Annotated in this window: 14 protein-coding genes and 1 CRISPR repeat array; of the genes, 13 read left to right on the top strand and 1 reads right to left on the bottom strand. The window is 56.1% G+C overall.

Annotated features, from left to right (window positions below):
- Positions 1 to 26: 26 nt before the first annotated feature.
- From cas3 to QZ177_RS06950, 11 genes are all read left to right on the top strand, one after another.
- On the top strand, positions 27 to 2,282 hold the full coding sequence (cas3, locus tag QZ177_RS07000; protein WP_294176328.1) for a CRISPR-associated helicase Cas3': 2,256 nt from the start codon (positions 27 to 29) through the stop codon (positions 2,280 to 2,282).
- 353 nt (positions 2,283 to 2,635) lie between these two features.
- On the top strand, positions 2,636 to 3,292 hold the full coding sequence (gene cas5c, locus QZ177_RS06995; protein ID WP_294176326.1) for a type I-C CRISPR-associated protein Cas5c: 657 nt from the start codon (positions 2,636 to 2,638) through the stop codon (positions 3,290 to 3,292).
- Positions 3,292 to 5,031, top strand: a complete 1,740-nt coding sequence (gene cas8c, locus QZ177_RS06990) for a type I-C CRISPR-associated protein Cas8c/Csd1 (protein ID WP_294176308.1) — start codon at positions 3,292 to 3,294, stop codon at positions 5,029 to 5,031. Before cas5c ends, cas8c begins: the two co-directional genes overlap by 1 nt.
- Entirely contained in the window at positions 5,032 to 5,916 is an 885-nt protein-coding gene (gene cas7c / locus QZ177_RS06985) for a type I-C CRISPR-associated protein Cas7/Csd2 (RefSeq protein ID WP_294176307.1), read from the top strand.
- Entirely contained in the window at positions 5,916 to 6,575 is a 660-nt protein-coding gene (cas4, locus tag QZ177_RS06980; protein ID WP_294176306.1) for a CRISPR-associated protein Cas4, read from the top strand. Before cas7c ends, cas4 begins: the two co-directional genes overlap by 1 nt.
- A gap of 3 nt (positions 6,576 to 6,578) precedes the next feature.
- A complete protein-coding gene (gene cas1c, locus QZ177_RS06975; RefSeq protein ID WP_294176305.1) occupies positions 6,579 to 7,610 on the top strand; it encodes a type I-C CRISPR-associated endonuclease Cas1c in 1,032 nt (343 codons plus the stop codon).
- 29 nt (positions 7,611 to 7,639) lie between these two features.
- Positions 7,640 to 7,930, top strand: coding sequence for a CRISPR-associated endonuclease Cas2 (gene cas2, locus QZ177_RS06970; RefSeq protein ID WP_294176304.1), 291 nt, complete (start codon positions 7,640 to 7,642; stop codon positions 7,928 to 7,930).
- Positions 7,931 to 8,089: 159 nt separating this feature from the next.
- A CRISPR array of direct repeats spans positions 8,090 to 12,277; the repeat unit is 32 nt; unit sequence GTCGCGCCCCACGCGGGCGCGTGGATTGAAAT.
- A 229-nt stretch (positions 12,278 to 12,506) separates the two neighbouring features.
- Positions 12,507 to 12,713, top strand: coding sequence for a glycosyl transferase (locus tag QZ177_RS06965; protein ID WP_294176303.1), 207 nt, complete (start codon positions 12,507 to 12,509; stop codon positions 12,711 to 12,713).
- A 74-nt stretch (positions 12,714 to 12,787) separates the two neighbouring features.
- Complete coding sequence (locus QZ177_RS06960; protein ID WP_294176301.1) at positions 12,788 to 13,009, top strand: hypothetical protein; 222 nt, start codon at positions 12,788 to 12,790, stop codon at positions 13,007 to 13,009.
- Positions 13,002 to 13,931 (top strand): HipA domain-containing protein, encoded by a 930-nt coding sequence (locus tag QZ177_RS06955; RefSeq protein WP_294176297.1) that lies wholly within the window; start codon positions 13,002 to 13,004, stop codon positions 13,929 to 13,931. The genes QZ177_RS06960 and QZ177_RS06955 overlap by 8 nt, the downstream gene beginning before the upstream one ends.
- Before the next feature lie 22 nt (positions 13,932 to 13,953).
- Positions 13,954 to 14,232, top strand: a complete 279-nt coding sequence (locus QZ177_RS06950) for a hypothetical protein (protein WP_009646937.1) — start codon at positions 13,954 to 13,956, stop codon at positions 14,230 to 14,232.
- A gap of 113 nt (positions 14,233 to 14,345) precedes the next feature.
- Here the strand turns inward: QZ177_RS06950 and QZ177_RS06945 are convergent, their stop codons facing one another.
- A complete protein-coding gene (locus QZ177_RS06945; protein WP_294176295.1) occupies positions 14,346 to 15,389 on the bottom strand; it encodes a DUF134 domain-containing protein in 1,044 nt (347 codons plus the stop codon).
- Between the two features lie 177 nt (positions 15,390 to 15,566).
- On the opposite strand from QZ177_RS06945, the gene QZ177_RS06940 reads away from it, so the two are divergent.
- Together QZ177_RS06940 and QZ177_RS06935 are read left to right on the top strand one after the other, a co-directional pair.
- Positions 15,567 to 16,505 (top strand): FAD-dependent oxidoreductase, encoded by a 939-nt coding sequence (locus tag QZ177_RS06940; protein WP_294176293.1) that lies wholly within the window; start codon positions 15,567 to 15,569, stop codon positions 16,503 to 16,505.
- Entirely contained in the window at positions 16,499 to 16,729 is a 231-nt protein-coding gene (locus QZ177_RS06935; protein WP_009646978.1) for a glutaredoxin domain-containing protein, read from the top strand. The genes QZ177_RS06940 and QZ177_RS06935 overlap by 7 nt, the downstream gene beginning before the upstream one ends.
- Positions 16,730 to 16,985 lie beyond the last annotated feature (256 nt).

The following is a 16,985-nucleotide window of genomic DNA, read 5'->3' as shown; positions in this document are numbered from 1 at the left end:
CTGGTGATTTCTTGGAGGTGTTTGAAATGACAAAATCTTCTGCTTATCTTGGGCATCTTGATGAGGAAACGGGGCGTGAGCAGCTTTTGTGCGACCATCTGACGGGCGTTGCCGATCTTGCAGGGCGCTTTGCCGTCGCTTTCGGCGAGGAGGCGATGGGGCGGCTCTTGGGCTTGTATCACGATATCGGCAAGTATTCGCGCGAGTTTCAAGCGTATCTGCGTGCGGACGAGGAGGAGAAGAGACGGCGCAGGGGGCGCATCGATCATTCGACGGCGGGGACGCAGGAGATCGTGAGGCTGCGGCAGAGCGCGGACGATGAGCAAAGCAGAAGGCTTGGCAGAGGCATGGCGCAGGTGATGGCGTTCTGCATCGCAGGGCATCATGGCGGCATACCGAACCAGGGTACGACGGCGAATACAGCGGAAGACGGCACGCTTTTGGGCAGGCTCAAGCGACGGAATCTGCCCGATTACCGCGCTTATCATGAGGCCGATCTGCCCCAGACCTTGCCACCGTCGCTCTTGTTGGAGCAGGTCGCCCGCGCACCGCTCTCCGCGATGCTCTATACGCGCATGCTTTTCTCCTGTCTCGTCGATGCGGACTTTCTCGACACGGAAGACTTCATGTCGGCGGGGAATGTCGAACGGGAAGGTTTTGCTTCTGTGGAAACCTTGCTCGAACGCCTGCAGGAGAGCCTTGAAGAGAAATTCTTGCAGCCGAAGACGGAAAAAGAGAAGCGGAAGCTGGAATTGCCGATCAACAAAAAACGCTCTGCGCTCCTCGCCGAGAGCATCGACGCAGGAAAAGAGGCAAAAGGGAATTTATACCGGCTAACCGTACCGACGGGCGGAGGCAAGACGATTTCTTCCCTGGCGTTTGCCCTGCATTATGCCGCTCATGCCAAGAGGAAGCGCAGGCGCATCATCTACGTCATACCGTATACGTCGATCATCGAGCAGAATGCTGCTGTCTTTCGGGATCTGCTGGGGCCGGACAGTGTCGTCGAGCATCATCAGAATGTGGATTATGACGATGTGCAGGATACGGATATGAATCGCAAGCGGCTGGCGACGGAGAACTGGGATGCGCCCGTCATCGTGACGACGAACGTGCAGTTTTTCGAATCGCTTTTTTCCAATCACCCGTCGAAATGCCGCAAACTGCACAATCTTGCCGAGAGCATCGTGATCTTTGATGAGGCGCAGATGATTCCGATTGATTACTTGCGTCCTTCGCTTGCCGCAATCGAGGCGCTCGTGCGGCACTATGCGTGTACGGCGGTGCTCTGTACGGCAACGCAGCCGCCTTTGGGGCAGTTTTTCTCCGATGATATGCAGCCGCTGGAAATCTGCCCGGCGCTCATGGAAAATGCAGCGTTTTTCCGGCGCACGAAGATCGAGCTGCGCGAAGAGGTGATGACGGAAGAGGAGCTTGCCGAAGAGCTGGCGGCTCATGAGCAGGTGCTTTGCATCGTCAATGTGAAAAAGATGGCGCAGAGTGTCTTCGATTTGCTGCGGGAAGACGAAGGAACGTACCACTTGTCCACGAATCTCTATCCTGTGCATCGCGAGCAGGTATTGGAGAAGATTCGCGCACGGCTCAAGGATGGCAAGCCGTGCCGCGTCATTTCGACGAGCCTCGTGGAGGCCGGCGTCGACCTCGACTTCCCCTGCGTCTATCGTGAGATCAACGGCCTCGACAGCATCGTGCAGGCGGCGGGCCGCTGCAACCGCGAGGGCAGGAGGACGGCGGAGGAAAGCGTTGTGCATGTATTTTCTCTGGAAAAACTGGCGAAAAATGCGCAGCTGGCAGCTGAAATCACAAAGAATGTGGCGCGGAGTTTTGCCGAAGACTTGGCAAGTCCCGAAGCGATCCGCCGCTACTTTGAAGAGCTGTACGATCTGAGCGGCAAGAATCGTCTGGACAAGAAAGACATCATGGGGCAGTCGGGAAAATTCGCCTTTGCCGATATTGCAAACGATGTCCGCCTGATCGAGGATCGTACCAAGCCGATCTTCATTCCGCAAACCGAGGAGGGACAGGCGCTCTTGGCGCGGCTGGAACGAGGAGAGAGATCGCGTTCGCTTATGCGAAAGGTCGGACGCTACATCGTGACTGTCTATACGGGATATGCCGAAGCGCCGTTCGAACAGCTTGCCGCGCAGGGAAAGATCAGCATGCTCGACGAAAACCTCGCCGTGCTTGTTGATATGGCGGTATATGACTCAGAAAAGGGACTGTCGAGTAATGTTGGAGAGGGCGAAGGAATGTTCCTGTAGATTCGCTGCATGGAATCGTGTTTCTCCGCACAGACGAAAGCGGGGAGATCTGAAAAATCTCCCCGCACTCGCGCATCATATGTCCTAACAAAAATTTCAATCCTCGTGCAGACATGATCTCCACGACGATGTTAGTTTACCATGCATCTGCAAGAAGTCAAGCCTAAGGCGAGAATTGATGGATTTCGCATAATGTGGTGACTATGGAGCATTTAGAAATTATTGTTTTTATGTATTTTTTCGATTTTCTTAGTGAATTGTAGAATTTCAAATTGACAGAGTTAATTTTTTATGATATGCTTTCTACAAATTAAATATTTCCTAACAAAAGAAAAATATATGGAGGTGATTTTATGGCCTATGGCGTTCGCCTTGAGGTTTGGGGCGAAGCGGCGTGCTTCACGCGACCGGAATTGAAGGCGGAGCGCTTTTCCTACGCCGTCATGACGCCGAGCGCGGCGAGGGGGGTCTTGGAAGCCGTGTTTTGGCATCCGGGCCTAAAATGGCGCATAGATAGGATATTTATCCTATCCGGAATTCAGTTTACCAATGTCCGCCGCAATGAGCTCAAGGCAAAGATTCCTGCGCGTACGGTGAAGGCTTTTGCGGAGAAAGAGCGTGGTGAACTCTATCAGTCCACGAAGGAGGATATCCAGCAGCGTGCCGCCACCATCTTGAAGGAACCGCATTACATCATTGAAGCGCATTTCGAGATGACGGAGAAGGCATCGGCATCGGACAACGAGGGGAAATTCCGTGAGATGTTCTGCCGACGCGCGCGCAAGGGACAGTGCTATCATGCACCGTATCTGGGCTGCCGTGAGTTTCCCGCGCGCTTCCGGCTGTACGAGGAAGCGGAGCTTCCGCCGACAAATGGGGAAACGAAAGATCTGGGTTTCATGCTCTATGATATCGACTACTCGGATCCCAAGAATCTTCAGCCGATGTTTTTCCAAGCACAGCTTGTGGACGGCGTGCTCGACCTTAGGGATTGCGAGGTGTATCGCTGATGCTCCAAGCACTGGTTGAAAGATATGAGACGGAGTGCAAAGAGGGACGGTTGCCCAGAGATGGTTGGGAGAAGCGTAATGTTTCCTTTGCGCTCTTGCTTTCCAAAGAAGGAGAATTGCTTCAAGTATTGCCGCTCATCCAGAAGGTTTTGCGCGGCAAGAAGGAAGTGGATCGACCGCAGGAACTTATTGTTCCGGCAGGAGAAACGAGAACGGTTGGCATAGCCCCGTTTTTCCTTTGCGATAATTCATCGTATTTTTTAGGCGCCGATATGAAAGGAAAGCCCAAGCGTACGGCAGAATGCTTTTCGGCTGCGAAGGCTCTGCACGAGGAGATTCTGGGCAGTGCTGCGTCGGACGCTGCTCGCGCTGTCATCGCTTTTTTCGGGCACTGGCAGGGCGGTGAAACGATGCTGCGCACGCATCCGGCCCTCGCGCCCTATGCCGATGAGATTCTTGCCGGGGCGAATCTCGTATTCCGTGTGGCGAGCACCTTCGTGCACGAAGAGCCGGCCGTGCGTGAGGCTTGGGAAACGCATCTCGATGCGAGCGGCGCTAAGGAAAAACGCCGCTGCCTCGTGACGGGCACATTGGCGCCGATCGCCGTCAAGCATCCGGCGCTCAAGGGTGTCACGGGCGCCCAAGCAACGGGAGCCATGCTCGTCTCCTTCAATGCCAATGCCTACGAATCCTACGGTCACGACGGCGAGCAGGGCGGCAATGCTCCCGTGTCGAAGAAGGCGGCGTTTGCCTATGGCACGGCGCTCAATACCCTGCTTGCTGATCGCGAACATACGAAGATCATAGGCGACACGACGATGGTCTATTGGGCCGAGGAGGAGAGCGAGGCGGCACAAGACTTGCTTTGCGGCATGCTTTTCGGCGATGAAGATAAGATGACCGATGATCTGCTGGATGCCGTGCTGAAAAAGGTGCAGGCAGGGGCGGCGATCGACTACGAGGGCGTGGCAATCTCCTATGCCAATCCCTTCTATATCCTGGGTCTGGCGCCCAATGCGGCGCGGCTTTCTGTACGCTTCTTCCTACAAGGTTCTTTCGGGGATTTCTTGAAGAATCTCGCCCTGCACATGGAGCAGATGAAGATTGTCCGCCCGAGCTGGGAGACGCGCGGCAATGTGCCGTTGTGGGAGCTCCTGCGCGAAACGGTGAATCCCAACGCCAAGGTGAAGATGGCTTCTCCCATCATGGCAGGAGCCATGCTGCGAGCCGTTTTGACCGGCGGCAAGTATCCCGTGTCCGTATTCCAAAACATTTTGCTGCGCATTCATGCAGAGCAGGGGGAGCGGAAAATCAATGCAAGGCGCGCCGGCTTTTTGAAAGCATATTTGATGCGAAATCGAGGGAGGAAGATCGCTGTGGCATTAGATGAAAACTCGACCGATGTTGCTTATTTGCTCGGACGCTGGTTCGCCGTTTTGGAAGAGGTGCAGGAGAAGGCGAACCCTGAGATCAAGGCGACGATTCGCGACCGTTTCTTTGATTCTGCTTGTGGAACGCCGGCGCATGTGTTCCCGATGCTGCAGAAGCTCGCGCTTCATCACTTGAAAAAGTTGGAGACGGCTCCCAGAGTCTATTTGGACAAAAAGTTGTCGGAGATCATGGGAAAGCTGGACGCCAAGGATATGCCGCGTCATTTGCCGCTTGAGGAGCAGGGTGTATTCATCCTTGGTTACTATCATCAGAAGCAGAAGCGGTACGAAAAGAAGGAGGAAAAGTAAATGGCGGAAGCAATCAAAAATCGGTATGATTTTGTCATTCTTTTTGATGTTGAAAACGGCAATCCGAACGGCGATCCCGATGCGGGCAACATGCCACGCGTCGATCAAGAGACCGGACACGGACTGGTCACTGACGTTTGCCTCAAGCGGAAGATTCGCAACTACGTGGAAACGGCGCAGGAAGGGAAGCCGGGCTATCGCATTTACATCAAGGAAAACGTGCCGCTCGCTCAAAGCGACCAAGAGGCCTGTGACCACCTCGGCATCAAGGACATCAAGAAGGTCAAGGCCTCAGATCCTGCAATCGACGGCAAGATTCGCGACTTCATGTGCAGCAATTTCTTCGATATCCGCACCTTCGGCGCCGTCATGACGACCTTCGTGCAGGGAGCGCTGAACTGCGGGCAGGTGCGCGGTCCCGTGCAGCTCGGCTTTGCGCGCAGCATTGATCCCATTCTGCCGCAGGAGATCACCATCACGCGCACGGCGATCACGACGATCAAGGATGCGCAGACGAAGAAGACGGAAATCGGCCGCAAGTTCATCGTACCCTATGCGCTCTACAAAGTTGAAGGCTATGTCTCGGCAAACCTCGCGCGCAAGACGACGGGCTTCTCCGAAGAGGACTTGGCGCTCTTGTGGCAGGCGATCCTGCGCATGTTTGAGCTTGACCGCTCGGCGGCGCGCGGCAATATGGCGACGCGCGAGCTCATCGTCTTCCGCCACGAGAGTGAGCTTGGCAATGCGCCGTCCTACAAGCTTTTTGAGCGCATTCATGTCAAGAAAAAGGCGGCAGACGAGCCGGCACGCAGCTATCAGGACTATGAAGTCACCGTTGACGAAGCCGATCTACCGGAAGGCGTGACCTGCACGCGCATGAGCTGATGGCATATCGCGAAGAGGAGTGGCTGGATGTCGCCGGCATCCAGCATTTCCTCTTTTGCCGCAGGCAGTGGGCACTCATTCACATCGAGCAGCAATGGCAGGAAAACTTGCGCACAGTCGAGGGGCAGATTGTCCACGAGAAATGTCATGACGGCAGCCTGCACGAATCGCGCGGGGATTTGCTCGTGGCGCGTGCCCTGCGCATTTTCTCGGCAAAGCTCGGCGTGAGCGGCGTCTCGGATGTCGTGGAATTTCATAGGGAAAAGACAGGCGCGAGGCTGCACGGGCAGGAAGGATTTTGGCGTCCCGTTCCCGTTGAATACAAGCGCGGCAAGCCGAAAGACGGCGAGGAGGATGTTTCACAGCTCGTCCTGCAGGCGCTTTGCCTTGAGGAAATGCTTTGCTGTCATATCCCTGTCGGTTACCTTTTCTATGATGAAATCCATCGGCGGCAGAAGGTGGAAATCACGCAAGATTTGCGAGAGTTCGTTCTGCATACGCTCGCTGAAATGCACAAGGAATATTCCCGCAGGGCGACACCCAAGGTCAAGGTGACGAAAAAATGCCGCAACTGTTCTCTGAAAGACCTGTGTCTGCCGAAGCTGCAAAAAACGGTGGGCGTTTCCGACTATTATGCAGCTGCCTTGAAGGGGGTGTGAGCTATGCGTCATATGCTCAATACCCTGTTCATTTTGACCGAAGATGCGTATGTGGCTTTGGAAAATGAGAATGTCGTCGTACTGCAGGAAGAAAAAGTGCTGGGGCGGATTCCGCTGCTCACTTTGGAAAATATCCTTTGCTTTACTTATAAGGGCGCGAGTCCTGCCTTGATGGGCGCGTGCGCCCAAGCGAAAATCGGGCTTTGCTTTTTTAGTCCGCGCGGGCGATTTCTTGCCCGCTCCTGTGGGGAAGTGCGAAGCAATGTGCTCCTGCGCAAGGAGCAGTATCGCCGCTCGGAAGATGATGCGGAGAGTGCGAAACTCGCGGCGGATTTCCTTTTCGGAAAGATCTTCAACACGCGCACACTCGTCGAAAGGATGAAGCGCGACCATCCGCTGAGCTTGGATCTGACGGCGCTTGCGCAAGTGAGCGCGGAACTCAAAAGCAGCCTGCAGAGCTTGCATCGAGTGCAGTCGCTTGATGAAATGCGCGGTATTGAAGGAAATGCCGCACATCTGTACTTCTCGTTGTTCAATCAATTCATTTTGCAGAACAAGGACGCATTTTCCCTGGAAGGCCGCCTCAAGCGTCCGCCTCTCGATCGCGTCAATGCCATGCTGTCTTTTCTGTATACCGTGCTGGCGCATGACTGCGCCTCTGCACTGGAAGGCGTGGGACTTGATGCGTATGTCGGCTTCCTGCACCGCGATCGCCCGGGCAGGGAATCCTTGGCGCTCGACCTCATGGAGGAGCTGCGAAGTCTTTTTGTCGATCGCCTCGTACTCACGCTGATCAACAATCGCATCATCAAGCCGGAGCATTTTGAGAAAAAAGAGAACGGCGCCGTCTGGCTCAATGATGCTGGGCGTAAGCTCGTCCTCAAGGAATGGCAGGACAAGAAGCGGGAGCAGATTACGCATCCGTTTCTCAGGGAAAAACTCCCTTGGGGCTTGGTTCCTCATGCCCAATCCCTCCTGCTGGCACGATATTTACGCGGCGACTTGGAGGAATATCCGGCGTTTCTGTGGAAGTAAGTGAGGAAAGATGGAGGGGGACGGCGGCAATGTTGATTCTCGTGACATACGATGTCAATACGGAAACACCTGCCGGCCGCACACGCTTGAGAAAAGTGGCGAAATGCTGCGTGCGCCACGGACAACGCGTGCAGAACTCCGTGTTTGAATGCGTTCTCGATGAAGCACAGTTCTGCGCCCTGCGGCATGAGTTGACAAATTTGATTGACCAAGAAAAAGACAGCCTGCGTTTTTATAACTTGGGAAATAAATACGCAGGAAAAACGCAGCACGTCGGTGCAAAACCAAGTTATGAAGCTGAAGGAACTCTGATGCTGTAGCAGGCATCTCCTTCGCGAGAATGGCCGCAAAATCTCTGTGCGAACCCGTATCACACAGAGGACTTTGCGACGAAAAATGCCTGTAACAGCACGGCCAAAAATGAGGTTCGCGAAAAATATAGCGCGACCGCTGTAATTAAGCCCGTGTAAACAGGCACCGTCGCGCCCCACGCGGGCGCGTGGATTGAAATGACTGCACTTGCCGCCAGACTCCTGTACGTCCCGTCGCGCCCCACGCGGGCGCGTGGATTGAAATTTGCGCTTGCGGCAGCAGGAGGCACAGACCTCGCGTCGCGCCCCACGCGGGCGCGTGGATTGAAATCTCGACGAGCACACGCAGGATGGTAGGCTCTCGGGTCGCGCCCCACGCGGGCGCGTGGATTGAAATGCCATGGTAGATACCACACCCTCTGCGGTCGCGGTCGCGCCCCACGCGGGCGCGTGGATTGAAATAAGGCTGAGAGGAGGTGAAACCATTTGGACACGTGTCGCGCCCCACGCGGGCGCGTGGATTGAAATCGTCGGCGGTATAGCCGACGGTCACTTTTGCGATCGTCGCGCCCCACGCGGGCGCGTGGATTGAAATTTGTCCGCAGTTTTTGCATATACCGTGTTCCTTAGTCGCGCCCCACGCGGGCGCGTGGATTGAAATATCCGTGCCTATGAAATAAAGGACGAAAAAGGGCGGTCGCGCCCCACGCGGGCGCGTGGATTGAAATTCCTTGAGACTCGGTTCGGGATAGAAGAGTTTGCGTCGCGCCCCACGCGGGCGCGTGGATTGAAATTGCATGAAGCTCGGCGTCCCCATCATCCGTATGCGTCGCGCCCCACGCGGGCGCGTGGATTGAAATGAGATAATCGGCAATATCCTTGTCACGCGATGGGGTCGCGCCCCACGCGGGCGCGTGGATTGAAATTGCCCCGTCTCTTTGACGAGCTGCAAGAAGCTCAGTCGCGCCCCACGCGGGCGCGTGGATTGAAATAATCGTGAGGAGGTATGGTTATGCTTGTATCGCTGTCGCGCCCCACGCGGGCGCGTGGATTGAAATGGGCACTACTCTTCGGTGAGCGGAAGGAGAGTTGTCGCGCCCCACGCGGGCGCGTGGATTGAAATGAGAAGGAGAAAAAGATCTTGCAAGAGCATCAAGTCGCGCCCCACGCGGGCGCGTGGATTGAAATATTATGATTGACATAGTTTTTTTGTTATGATAAAGTCGCGCCCCACGCGGGCGCGTGGATTGAAATAAGGGGCTAAAAGGAGGAAAGTCATGAAAGTGTTGTCGCGCCCCACGCGGGCGCGTGGATTGAAATGTCTGCGCCTGTCCACCGGCCGAACGGCCTGCTCGTCGCGCCCCACGCGGGCGCGTGGATTGAAATGCCGCTGACCGTCGGCAGATGCCCGCGAACGCCTGTCGCGCCCCACGCGGGCGCGTGGATTGAAATTCGCACGGGCGCATGGCGATATGGAAGTCTATCGTCGCGCCCCACGCGGGCGCGTGGATTGAAATCTGCCGATGGCACGACAGAAGAAGCCGCAGGAAGTCGCGCCCCACGCGGGCGCGTGGATTGAAATAGGATTGATCGGTTCGCCGGAGCGCGTTGTCGATGTCGCGCCCCACGCGGGCGCGTGGATTGAAATTTTTTGTTTTGATCCAGCTTGAGCGCCGCACCAGTCGCGCCCCACGCGGGCGCGTGGATTGAAATCGGTAGGCTCGCCGTGAAAACCCAGTGCCCCTTAGTCGCGCCCCACGCGGGCGCGTGGATTGAAATACATCTAGCCCCAGCCGCGCTGCCTCTTGCTTGAGTCGCGCCCCACGCGGGCGCGTGGATTGAAATCTTGCCGATCTGCCGCCCAAGGTCAATGGCTGCTGTCGCGCCCCACGCGGGCGCGTGGATTGAAATACGTCGGCATCGTCAAGGAGCTGATTCGACACGGGTCGCGCCCCACGCGGGCGCGTGGATTGAAATGTATAACGTATGCGAGAAGTAAACAATGGCACTCGTCGCGCCCCACGCGGGCGCGTGGATTGAAATCATTTGAATCACCTCCTTTTTAGAAGTATTATAAGTCGCGCCCCACGCGGGCGCGTGGATTGAAATTCGGTGTTCATCACGACGCAGACGGGCGCACCAGGTCGCGCCCCACGCGGGCGCGTGGATTGAAATGGCTTGAGCGTGTAGATGACATCGAGCCTGATGTAGTCGCGCCCCACGCGGGCGCGTGGATTGAAATGGGATAAAACAGTTTGCGCCCCGAAGGAAGTCGGGTCGCGCCCCACGCGGGCGCGTGGATTGAAATGAAGATCAAACGCGTCTGTAAAGGCTTTTCACGTCGCGCCCCACGCGGGCGCGTGGATTGAAATGATCTGTGATATAGTATAAGCTGAGAATTGAGGGTGTCGCGCCCCACGCGGGCGCGTGGATTGAAATCCATACATCTTTGACGCGCGCGAGGCGGAATATCGTCGCGCCCCACGCGGGCGCGTGGATTGAAATCATCTGATAATATAGAGAAGATCGCCAACATCCGTCGCGCCCCACGCGGGCGCGTGGATTGAAATCTTTTACGGCCACGTTGGAGCCGTCGGAAAACAGTCGCGCCCCACGCGGGCGCGTGGATTGAAATATGTTTTGCCAACCGCATTGATGCGCACTGCCAGCGTCGCGCCCCACGCGGGCGCGTGGATTGAAATGCTGTCGAGTGAAGAGCCGTGCCGCCGTTGGTTCGTCGCGCCCCACGCGGGCGCGTGGATTGAAATGTCTCCCGCAAAAGGTTGGGAGACAAATGGGAGAGTCGCGCCCCACGCGGGCGCGTGGATTGAAATTGCAAAACCGCTTGCCCGAGATAGGGGAGGATATGGTCGCGCCCCACGCGGGCGCGTGGATTGAAATGCTGTCGAGTTGATGTCTTATGGCTACGATCCTGAGTCGCGCCCCACGCGGGCGCGTGGATTGAAATTCGACCACTTAGACAGCAATAATCTCTTGCCTATGTCGCGCCCCACGCGGGCGCGTGGATTGAAATTTGGATGATGTAGGATGAAGAGCGCCAAAAAGAGGTCGCGCCCCACGCGGGCGCGTGGATTGAAATCTCGCACTGCAAGCGGAGCAGATCAATGCGGCGAGTCGCGCCCCACGCGGGCGCGTGGATTGAAATACTGTCACAGCATAACGCTGCGCATCATCGTCGCGTCGCGCCCCACGCGGGCGCGTGGATTGAAATAAGGAGCTTGGCGATTACTATGCCGTCGCGCTGCGTCGCGCCCTACGCGGGCGCGTGGATTGAAATTTGGAATCACCCATACCGCCAACGATTTTCAAGCAGTCGCGCCCTACGCGGGCGCGTGGATTGAAATACGCCGGCAACGCTCTTAAAAGCAATGAAGGAAAGTCGCGCCCTACGCGGGCGCGTGGATTGAAATTGTGGAATCCCACGCTACATTAAGCAGCATAACTGTCGCGCCCTACGCGGGCGCGTGGATTGAAATGCATCTCGTCGTCCACCATGATGGTGGTCAGCCGTCGCGCCCTACGCGGGCGCGTGGATTGAAATGGCGCGGTTCGACGACCTGCCCATCGACGCGCAGGGTCGCGCCCTACGCGGGCGCGTGGATTGAAATAACGGCAACGCGAACGGCACGGAGACCTGTGTTTGTCGCGCCCTACGCGGGCGCGTGGATTGAAATGGCAGGCCGCGCACGTTGACTTTGACCGCCTGTAGTCGCGCCCTACGCGGGCGCGTGGATTGAAATTGAGGCAGTCGACCTCCTGCGCCGCCTGCAGTACGTCGCGCCCTACGCGGGCGCGTGGATTGAAATAGCAAAATTGAGACGTATGATCTACGTTGGTTATGGTCGCGCCCCACGCGGGCGCGTGGATTGAAATATCACCTACCCAAGCAGGTGCTACTCTCGGCTAACGTCGCGCCCCACGCGGGCGCGTGGATTGAAATACTGGGGATGTACGAGACGGGCGCACGGATGCCGTCGCGCCCCACGCGGGCGCGTGGATTGAAATTTCGAGATGAAATCCGCATAGAACTCTGCCATCGTCGCGCCCTACGCGGGCGCGTGGATTGAAATACGGAAGCGATGGAAAAAGTTGACGGTGTGAAACGTCGCGCCCTACGCGGGCGCGTGGATTGAAATTGCGCCTTGTGCAATATGTGCTTTTTCTGCGTTTGGTCGCGCCCTACGCGGGCGCGTGGATTGAAATGTCAGCTCAAGCTTGCATCGCCCCGCCTCGACTGTCGCGCCCCACGCGGGCGCGTGGATTGAAATGCCTGGCTCGACGAAATCGCTATGGGTTTGACAGGTCGCGCCCCACACGGGGCGCGTGGATTGCAATCTGAAATACACCGACAAGAAGAACCTCCGCACATGTCACTCTCCACGCGGGCGTGATACACAGATAAGTGCGACACTCAAAAACGCGAGGAATACGGGCTTTGGTAAGCCTCCTGTGAGGCGTGCTTGGTCAAGGATGCGCGACAGAACATTTTGCGCATTGAGTCCTGAAGAATGATTTAAACAAAACTCTTGGCACACCCAGAACTCGCGAAAAAAGGAGAGGCATCATGGAGCAGCGAATCAAATACAATCCAAAGGATTATGTCGACTATCTGGAAGAAAGCATGACGCTTTTCGCCGAAGCGATGCAGGCGGGAGACGTATTCCTCATGGAACACGCATGGCGGCGTATGTACAACGACACGAAACAGGCGATGAAGGAATGCTGTCTCCCAAAGACCGTGCTGAGATGCTTTTCTGTTATGACGAGTTGATTCCGAATGCTCGACATTCTATATAGGATGGCATACGAATCACTAGGACAGTTCGAAGAAACGAGGGATTCATCATGGAAGCAGTCTATAAGTACAACCCGCAAGATTACGAAGATCTTCTTCGCGACTATATGGAAGAATTTTATCGAGCTTATGAAGAAAGGAATCATCTCCAGATGGTTCTTGCTATGCAGAGGCTTCATTCCGAAACAAAATATGCCATGAAGGAAGGCGATATTTCATCAGGCACCCGGGAGGAAATGCTGACATATTTCGGAGGGTTGATTGATGGTTGATCTGACGCATGTGAAGTGGCTGCCGAATCGTTTCGGCGGTTCGGAGAGCAAGTGGACGATGCAGTACAACGACAAGCTCTATATGGTGAAGTTTCCCGATCCCAATCGAGCGCCGAAACAAACATCGCAGCTATACATTAACAATCATTTCTCTGAATATATCGGCTGCCATATATTTCAGATGCTGGGGATTCCGGCACAAAACACTTTCTTGGGACGTGCTACGCCGCCGAACAGCGAAAAAGAGAAGCTTGTTGTGGCGTGCGAGGTATTTTCCCCGAGCAGAGAAGGTATTCTCATTGAATTCAGCAAGTTCTTTTTACATGAGACGGACAGCCAGAAACGGAATAAGACTACGATTGACGATGTTATGTATATCATCGATACCGATGTGACGATAAAGAACAAGATGTTCTTGAAAAAGTTTTTCTGGGAAATGTTTGTAGTGGATGCTGCTATTGGCAATACGGATCGTCATTTGGATAATTGGGGCGTGATGGCATCGTCTGATGGCAAAATATCTCCCGCGCCTGTATATGATTGCGGTTCAGCACTTTCGCCGCTAGTGTCTGACAGGGAAAAAGAGGAACTCTTGGAAGATGATATAAGCTTCAAAAATACAGAGTATAACTTGTGTTCTGTCTATCGCCATCAAGGAAAGCGAATCTTCTACCATGAAATCTTGAAAGCGCCTCCGGCTGACCTGCATCGGTCGATTTTGGAGATTGTCCCGAGAATCAAGTTCGCGGCACCGCGCATCGACGCGCTGATTGATACGACGGAGGGAATGACCGACATCTCCAAAACCTACATGAAGAAATCCCTCGCCATGCGCTTGAATCAGATGCTGCTTCCGGCATGGAAGAAAGCGCAGGAGCGTCAGGCTCGCGAGGATGGGGAAAGCCGCGGCTTCAGCCGCTGACACAAATGGCGGGAGCAGTCCGATGAGCAGCATATACACATACAACGACTATCTGCGCGATCTTTTGAAGGATGCGCCCTGCATCCTCGCATACGATACGGCTGCGGATTATATGGGGCTATGGAGCGGCAGCATGAATCCGCTTACGGCGAAGATTTATGTCTGCAAGCCTCCGCACATCGAAGGAACGACGGAATATCTGATTCCTTCCTTTGAAACTGTGGAACATGAGAATCGCCTCGCTGTCGAGAAGGCGAAAAAAATCGCCGCAGAGCTTGAAACTCTGCGGCAGGGATTCTAGGAGATGTGCGGCGAAGCCGAAGCCGACAAGATGAACGTTCGATTTTGCAGGGGAGTGCCGAAGAAGCACGGATAAAGATTCAGCGGATGGAGAAAGGCAAACCGTATCTGCGGTTACTGCTGATGTGGGCCGTGGCCTGCTCCGTGGCCGCCGCGACCGTGGCCGTGGCCGCCGCCTTTGCCGCGATGCGGACAGCGGCCTTCACCTATGGTGGCATCCTGTCCGTGGCGGTGTGCGTGCGCTTGGCCTTCGCCGTGGTGCTGACCGCAGTGACCGTTGCCTTCGCCATGATGATGCGCATGTCCTTCGCCGTGCCCTTCGCCGTGGTGCTGACCACAGTGGCCTTTTCCGTTACCTTCGCCGTGGCGATGCTGACCTTCGCCCGCGCCGTGCGCGTGGGAGCAGCGATGGCCGCCTTCGGCGTGCTCATGTCCCTCGCCGTGATGCGAGCAGTTTGCTTCCGTCGTATACTCAAGCGTACCGGCGAGATGCTGTGCGACAGCCTCGTCCGCCGCGCCCTTGACGCCGGCATAGACGCGGATGCCGGCATCCGTGAGCGCCTCGATCGCGCCCGCGCCGATGCCGCCGCAGATGAGCGCATCGACTTCATTTTCCTTCAAAAAGCCGGCGAGTGCGCCGTGACCGCTGCCTTGCGTGCTGACAACCTCCGATTTCTCAACGGCGTCCTCCTTGACGTCATAGAGCTTGAATGCCTGCGAGTGTCCGAAATGCTGGAACACCGTGCCGTTTTCATTTTCATAGGGGACTGCGATTCTCATCGTTCCTTCTCCTTTCTTTCTCGGGGGCGAAAAGCGATAGTCTTGACGCGCCTCGGCACGCGGGCAGCATTTGCCGCACGGTGCGGACATGTCGCAGAGCTGGTAGAAGCCGCCTTCGATGACGAGCGGTCTGCCGTGCACGAGGCTCTCGGCGATTTTTTTGCGCGCTGCGGCATAGATTTCGGCGACCGTCGTGCGCGAGATCGCCATGCGTTTGGCGCATTCCTCCTGCTTTAGCCCGTCGTGGTCGATGCTGCGTATGCACTCGTACTCTTCGACGAGCAGGGTGACGGCCTCGCCGCCGGGAAAGCCCGCAGGCGTGAAGCGCTCGTAGGCGGGACGCACGCAGATCCTTCGCCCCCGCGTCGGTCTTGGCACAGTCCTCGCCTCCTTTAAAATATTTTTACGGATTTGTTATCGACATATGTCGGTAACTGTGTTATCATCGTATCATGGAAGGAGCAGTGTGTCAAGCCGTTTTGACGAAAACGGCAGGATTTAGCCCTTTCATGGAGAAAAGAATAATATCGCCCATCAAAATAGAGGAGGGATTCCATGGCAAAGGAAACGATACAGAAGGACGTCGTCATCATCGGTGCGGGCATGGCAGGGCTGACGGCGGCGCTCTACGCGGGACGCATGAATTTTTCGACACTCGTCCTGGAGAATGCCGTCGTCGGCGGGCAGATTGCGAACGCCACGGGCATTGAGAATTATCCGGGCTTTCTGAGCGTCTCGGGCAGCGACCTCATTCAGACAGTGCAGCAGCAGGCGGAGAAGTTCGGCGCCGTCGTCGACGAGTTCGATGCGATTGAGAAGGTTACGCTCGAAGGCGCGGTCAAGCGCGTCGAGACGGAGAGCGCTGTTTACGAGACGCCCGTCGTCATCATCGCCTCGGGCATGAGCCGCAGGAAGCTGCCGCTCGCTGCGGAAGCGAAGTACGCGGGGCGCGGCGTCCACTACTGCCAGCTTTGCGACGGACACATGTATCAAGATAAAATCATTGCCGTCATGGGCGGCGGCAATGCGGCGCTCGATGCGGCGAACTTCCTCTCGCGTTACGCGAAGAAGCTCTACCTCGTGCATCGCTCCAAGCTTCGCGCCGACGAAGTTTCGCAGAAGCGTCTCCGAGAAAATCCCAAGGCGGAGATCTTGCTCGAAACGGAGATCCGTGCCCTGCGAGGTGAGGGAAAGCTCGAATCTATCGAGATTTTCGACAAGAAGGCGGGCGAGGCACGGGAACTTGCTGTCGACGCCATATTTGTCAACATCGGCGTGCAGCCGAACACGGCGCTCTTTGAGGGACAGGTCGAGATCAACGAGAAAGGGCATATCGTCGCGGGCGAGGACTGCCGCACGAATATCCCCGGCGTCTTCGTCGCCGGCGACATCCGTGAGAAGGAGATCCATCAGCTGACGACTGCCGCATCCGACGGCACGACGGCGGCGCTTCTCGCCGAGAAGTACATCACAGGAGGGAAAACATCATGGTAAAGGTCTATTCCATCACGCAGTGCCCTTGGTGCGACAAGGTCAAAAAGTATCTGAAGTCGAAGAACATCGCCTACGAGGAGCACAACATCGAAGAGGACGAGGCGGCGCGCAAAGAGTGCAAGGCCATTTCGGGCGATCTCATCGTGCCGGTGACGACGGTCAACGGCAAGGACTTCGTCGTGAGCTTCGACAAGGCGAAGCTCGATGCGATTCTCGGTATTTAAGGAAGCGCGGATCAATTCAGCGCTTTCTTAAGAAAGTGACTGCTGCCGCAGGCGGCATCGAAAAACGCCCGCATGTGCAAAAGTGCATGTGCGGGCGTTTTTTCAGTCTGCGCCCTCCGGGCTTGACTTCTTGGACTTTCATGGTAAGCTACACGCACAAACGTCCACTTTGTGGACATTGTGCGCCGCCCTTACATGAAAGAGCCAATCAGTCTGCGCCCTCCGGGCTTGACTTCTTGGACTTTCATGGTAAACT

Source organism: uncultured Selenomonas sp. (assembly GCA_905372355.1).
GTDB lineage: Bacteria > Bacillota > Negativicutes > Selenomonadales > Selenomonadaceae > Selenomonas.
This window is presented reverse-complemented; position numbering and strand designations above follow the sequence as displayed.

Bases quoted from the DNA above. Each gene is read 5' to 3' on its own strand.
- cas5c (WP_294176326.1), top strand. From the start codon at position 2,636: ATGGCCTATGGCGTTCGCCTTGAGGTTTGGGGCGAAGCGGCGTGCTTC.
- QZ177_RS06965 (WP_294176303.1), top strand. From the start codon at position 12,507: ATGGAGCAGCGAATCAAATACAATCCAAAGGATTATGTCGACTATCTG.
- cas8c (WP_294176308.1), top strand. From the start codon at position 3,292: ATGCTCCAAGCACTGGTTGAAAGATATGAGACGGAGTGCAAAGAGGGA.
- QZ177_RS06935 (WP_009646978.1), top strand. From the start codon at position 16,499: ATGGTAAAGGTCTATTCCATCACGCAGTGCCCTTGGTGCGACAAGGTC.
- QZ177_RS06940 (WP_294176293.1), top strand. From the start codon at position 15,567: ATGGCAAAGGAAACGATACAGAAGGACGTCGTCATCATCGGTGCGGGC.
- cas2 (WP_294176304.1), top strand. From the start codon at position 7,640: ATGTTGATTCTCGTGACATACGATGTCAATACGGAAACACCTGCCGGC.
- cas4 (WP_294176306.1), top strand. From the start codon at position 5,916: ATGGCATATCGCGAAGAGGAGTGGCTGGATGTCGCCGGCATCCAGCAT.
- QZ177_RS06960 (WP_294176301.1), top strand. From the start codon at position 12,788: ATGGAAGCAGTCTATAAGTACAACCCGCAAGATTACGAAGATCTTCTT.
- cas1c (WP_294176305.1), top strand. From the start codon at position 6,579: ATGCGTCATATGCTCAATACCCTGTTCATTTTGACCGAAGATGCGTAT.
- QZ177_RS06955 (WP_294176297.1), top strand. From the start codon at position 13,002: ATGGTTGATCTGACGCATGTGAAGTGGCTGCCGAATCGTTTCGGCGGT.
- QZ177_RS06950 (WP_009646937.1), top strand. From the start codon at position 13,954: ATGAGCAGCATATACACATACAACGACTATCTGCGCGATCTTTTGAAG.
- cas3 (WP_294176328.1), top strand. From the start codon at position 27: ATGACAAAATCTTCTGCTTATCTTGGGCATCTTGATGAGGAAACGGGG.
- cas7c (WP_294176307.1), top strand. From the start codon at position 5,032: ATGGCGGAAGCAATCAAAAATCGGTATGATTTTGTCATTCTTTTTGAT.